4 protein-coding genes and 1 pseudogene are annotated in these 3,361 nt (G+C 65.4%); all 5 read left to right on the forward strand.

The window, feature by feature from the left end; genetic code table 11:
* Positions 1-329 (forward strand): annotated as a pseudogene (locus tag VGH54_RS29565) (IS1634 family transposase); the annotation flags it as partial.
* 236 nt (positions 330-565) lie between these two features.
* Positions 566-751, forward strand: a complete 186-nt coding sequence (locus tag VGH54_RS29570; RefSeq protein ID WP_331515739.1) for a DUF899 family protein — start codon at positions 566-568, stop codon at positions 749-751.
* Positions 752-961: 210 nt separating this feature from the next.
* Positions 962-1,468 carry a DUF6933 domain-containing protein gene (locus tag VGH54_RS29575; protein ID WP_331515740.1) on the forward strand — a complete coding sequence of 169 codons (507 nt, stop codon included), beginning with the start codon at positions 962-964 and terminating at the stop codon, positions 1,466-1,468.
* 92 nt (positions 1,469-1,560) lie between these two features.
* Positions 1,561-2,835, forward strand: coding sequence for an IS256 family transposase (locus VGH54_RS29580; RefSeq protein ID WP_414688839.1), 1,275 nt, complete (start codon positions 1,561-1,563; stop codon positions 2,833-2,835).
* Between the two features lie 32 nt (positions 2,836-2,867).
* The gene (locus VGH54_RS29585; RefSeq protein WP_331515741.1) at positions 2,868-3,299 is read left to right on the forward strand and encodes a 2'-5' RNA ligase family protein; all 432 of its coding nucleotides are present in this window, start codon (positions 2,868-2,870) and stop codon (positions 3,297-3,299) included.
* Positions 3,300-3,361 lie beyond the last annotated feature (62 nt).

Raw genomic sequence — 3,361 nt, forward strand, 5'->3', positions numbered from 1 at the left:
AGCTCCTGGAGGTCGAGCGGGGCTGGCGTGACATGAAGTCCGTGCTGGACCTGCGGCCGGTCTACCACCGGCTCGAAGAACGCATCCGCGCCCACGTCATCCTCTGCTGGCTCGCCCTCCTCCTCATCCGCATCGTCGAGACCCAGACCGGCACGACCTGGACCCAAGCCCACCGCGAACTCCAGCGCCTCCACGCCGGCACCTTCACCGGCCCTGCCGGCCTGTTTCGGCAGGTCACCGGCCTCACCGAAGCCCAGATCGACCTGCTCTCCAAGCTCAGCATCCCCCACCCCAAACAGGTCATCGACCTTCAACCCACACCCCGCTGACCAGCTGAAACACCACCGCCTAGAGAAACGCCCTCCAGGCGGCCACACCCATGCCCACCCAGCGCAGACCCCAGATTCAGCACTCCAGGCCGCTGAATTACGCGGAACGCGGGCTGGTGCAGGCGATGCAACATCGTTGCGGCAGACCCAGACCAGGCAGGCCCAGACCAGGCGGAGCAGAGCCCAACAAGCTGACTGTGCCCATTCCCGGGCGCAGCGGACGATAGGAGCCAGACATGACCGAGTCCCCGCCTCTACCGAGGGTCGTCTCCACTGAGGAGTGGCAGCAGGCCCGCGACGAGCTGCTCAAGGCGGAGAAGGAAGCCACCCGCGTGCAGGACGCGCTCGCCGCTCGGCGGCGCCGCCTTCCGATGGTGCGGTTCGCGAGCGACTACGTGTTCGGCACCTCCGAGCGCACCTGAACAGCCCGGCCAGATTTAGACCCACTGACGTCGGCAGATGAGCGCTGTCGGCGGCAGAAGAGGATGCCGGCGATCGCGAGAACCGAGGTTCTGCGGCGAGGTCGGGTGAGACTACCGGTAGTAGCCGTGTCTTCAGCCCACCGAGCGTTGGTCTCCTGATCGGCCCGCCCCCGACGGGCATCATGCCCGCCGGAGCGGCAGGATGGGCGTGTGCTCATCGTGCGCGCGACCAAGAAGCTACTCGACCGCATCGGGCCACCCAACCTGGACGAAGGCGAGCAACCCACCACCCTGCTGGGCCACTGGTACGCCACCGCCCTGTTCTGGAAACCCCAGGTCGCATTGTTCGTCAACGAACCGACACTGCTGCCGGTCCTGATGCCGTTCGCCCCCGCGGCGACCCTGCTTGCCAGATTCCCGCAACAGGTCGCCACGGTGCTCGGCGCGCATGGAACCCCAGAAACGATCATCCGCGCAGAACTACAGCAGATGCACGACCACCGCCTCGCCAAGACCGCCAACCGCAGCGTCGTCGGCATCATGAACGACTTCACCCGCCTCGCCGAGACCTACCGCGCCGACACCCCGGCGCCGGACTTGCTCAGCCTCGCGATACGACTGGCGACCACGCCCTGCGGCCCGCTCTACAGCAAACACGTCAGCCCCGACCGCGAACTGGACGCACTGGTGCGCTCCATCACACCTCCCGCGAACTGACCAACCGACGACCCCACACCACCACGCCGACCGGTGGGACTGTAATTTTAAAGGTGTAACTCCTGACAGGCAGGGAGACACCAGTGACGGATGTGACGAGTCGGCGGGGCCAGGACGGCGCCGAGCTGTCCGCCGCAGATGAGCAGGTTCTGCGTGAGCTGACCGAGCGGGCCCGCGCCGGCGGGCTGAAGCTGACCGGTGAGGGCGGTCTGCTGGGGAAGCTGACCAAGATGGTGGTCGAGGGCGCCTTGGAGGGCGAGCTGGACGATCACTTGGGTTATGGGAAGAACGACCCGGCGGGCCGTGACGGCGGGAATTCCCGTAACGGTCACCGCGCCAAGACGGTGCTGACCGATGCCGGCCCGGTTGAGATATCGGTGCCGCGGGATCGTGATTCCAGCTTCGAGCCGGAAATCGTCGCCAAAAGGCAGCGGCGGCTGACCGGGGTCGAGGAGATGGTGATTTCCCTGTCTGCGAAAGGGCTGACTCACGGAGAGATCGCCGCGCACCTGGCCGAGGTGTACGGGGCGCAGGTGTCGAAGCAGACGATCACCACGATCACCGATCGGGTGATGGAGGGAATGGCGGAATGGCAAAGCCGTCCGCTCGATTCGGTGTACGCGGTGATTTTCATCGACGCGATCAACGTCAAGATCGGTGAGGGCCAGGTCGCCAACCGGCCGATCTACCTGGCCCTGGGCGTCACCGCAGACGGCGAGCGGGACGTGCTGGGCCTGTGGGCCGGCGAGCACGGCGACGGTGAGGGAGCGAAGTACTGGCTGCGGGTCCTTACCGAGATCAAGAATCGCGGTGTCGCCGACGTGTGCATGCTGGTCTGCGATGGGCTGAAAGGGCTGCCGGATGCGGTCAGCGCGGTCTGGGAGAAGACGATCGTTCAGACCTGCATTGTTCATCTGCTGCGGAATTCGTTCAAGTACGCGTCGAAGAGGGACTGGGCGCAGATCGCGAAAGACCTCAAGCCCGTCTACACGGCGGCGTCCGAAGCCGAAGCGCTCGACCGGTTCGCCGAATTCTCCGGCAAGTGGGAAAAACGCTACCCAGCCATCATACGGCTGTGGGAGAATGCGTGGGCGGAATTTGTTCCGTTCCTGCGGTTCGACCGAGAGATCAGAACCGTCATCTGCACGACAAATGCGATCGAATCGATCAACGCCCGGCTGCGCAGAGCCGTCAACGCCCGCGGTCACTTCCCCACCGAGCAGGCAGCCCTCAAATGCCTGTACCTGGCGCTGATGAGCCTGGACCCCACCGGCAAGGGCCGCAAGCGCTGGACCAACCGGTGGAAGGCCGCCCTGAACGCCTTCGACATCACCTTCGACGGACGCCTGTCCGCCGGACGAAAGTAACCCACATCACAAGATCGAGTTACACCGAAAAGTTGACACTCCCGACGACTCAGGGCGTCGGGTTCGTTGACGAGACGCCGGCGGCAGATCTCGAGGCGGTCATCGACGCCACACGTCGCCGCCTCGCAGGCATGCCAAGCGTGGCAGTCAACGTCGGGCCGGCGGTCATCGATCCGGAGGTCGTACGGCTGAAGGTGCAACCGGTCGAGGACCTGGTTCCTGTCCGGCGAGCACTTCGAGAAGCGATCGTTGAAGCCCGCGGCCCAGCCTGTCTGACGGAGGCCGAGGAGTGGGAGCCGCACATCAGCGTGGCGTACAGCAGCGAGGCCGGATCGATGAACCCCATCGCGGCGGCGCTCGACCCGGTCCCGGTACGAATAGGTGAGGTGCAACTCATCGTCCTGAATCGGGACCACAAGCAGTACGAATGGGAGACGCGAGCCGCCTTGCCGCTCGGCGGCTAGCCTCATGTGGCTGATGGGGTGACCCCGGATTTGACGCCGAAGCCACGGACGGGGGATCGGGT

It is taken from the genome of Mycobacterium sp., from assembly GCF_036488105.1.
Classification (GTDB): Bacteria; Actinomycetota; Actinomycetes; order Mycobacteriales; family Mycobacteriaceae; genus Mycobacterium.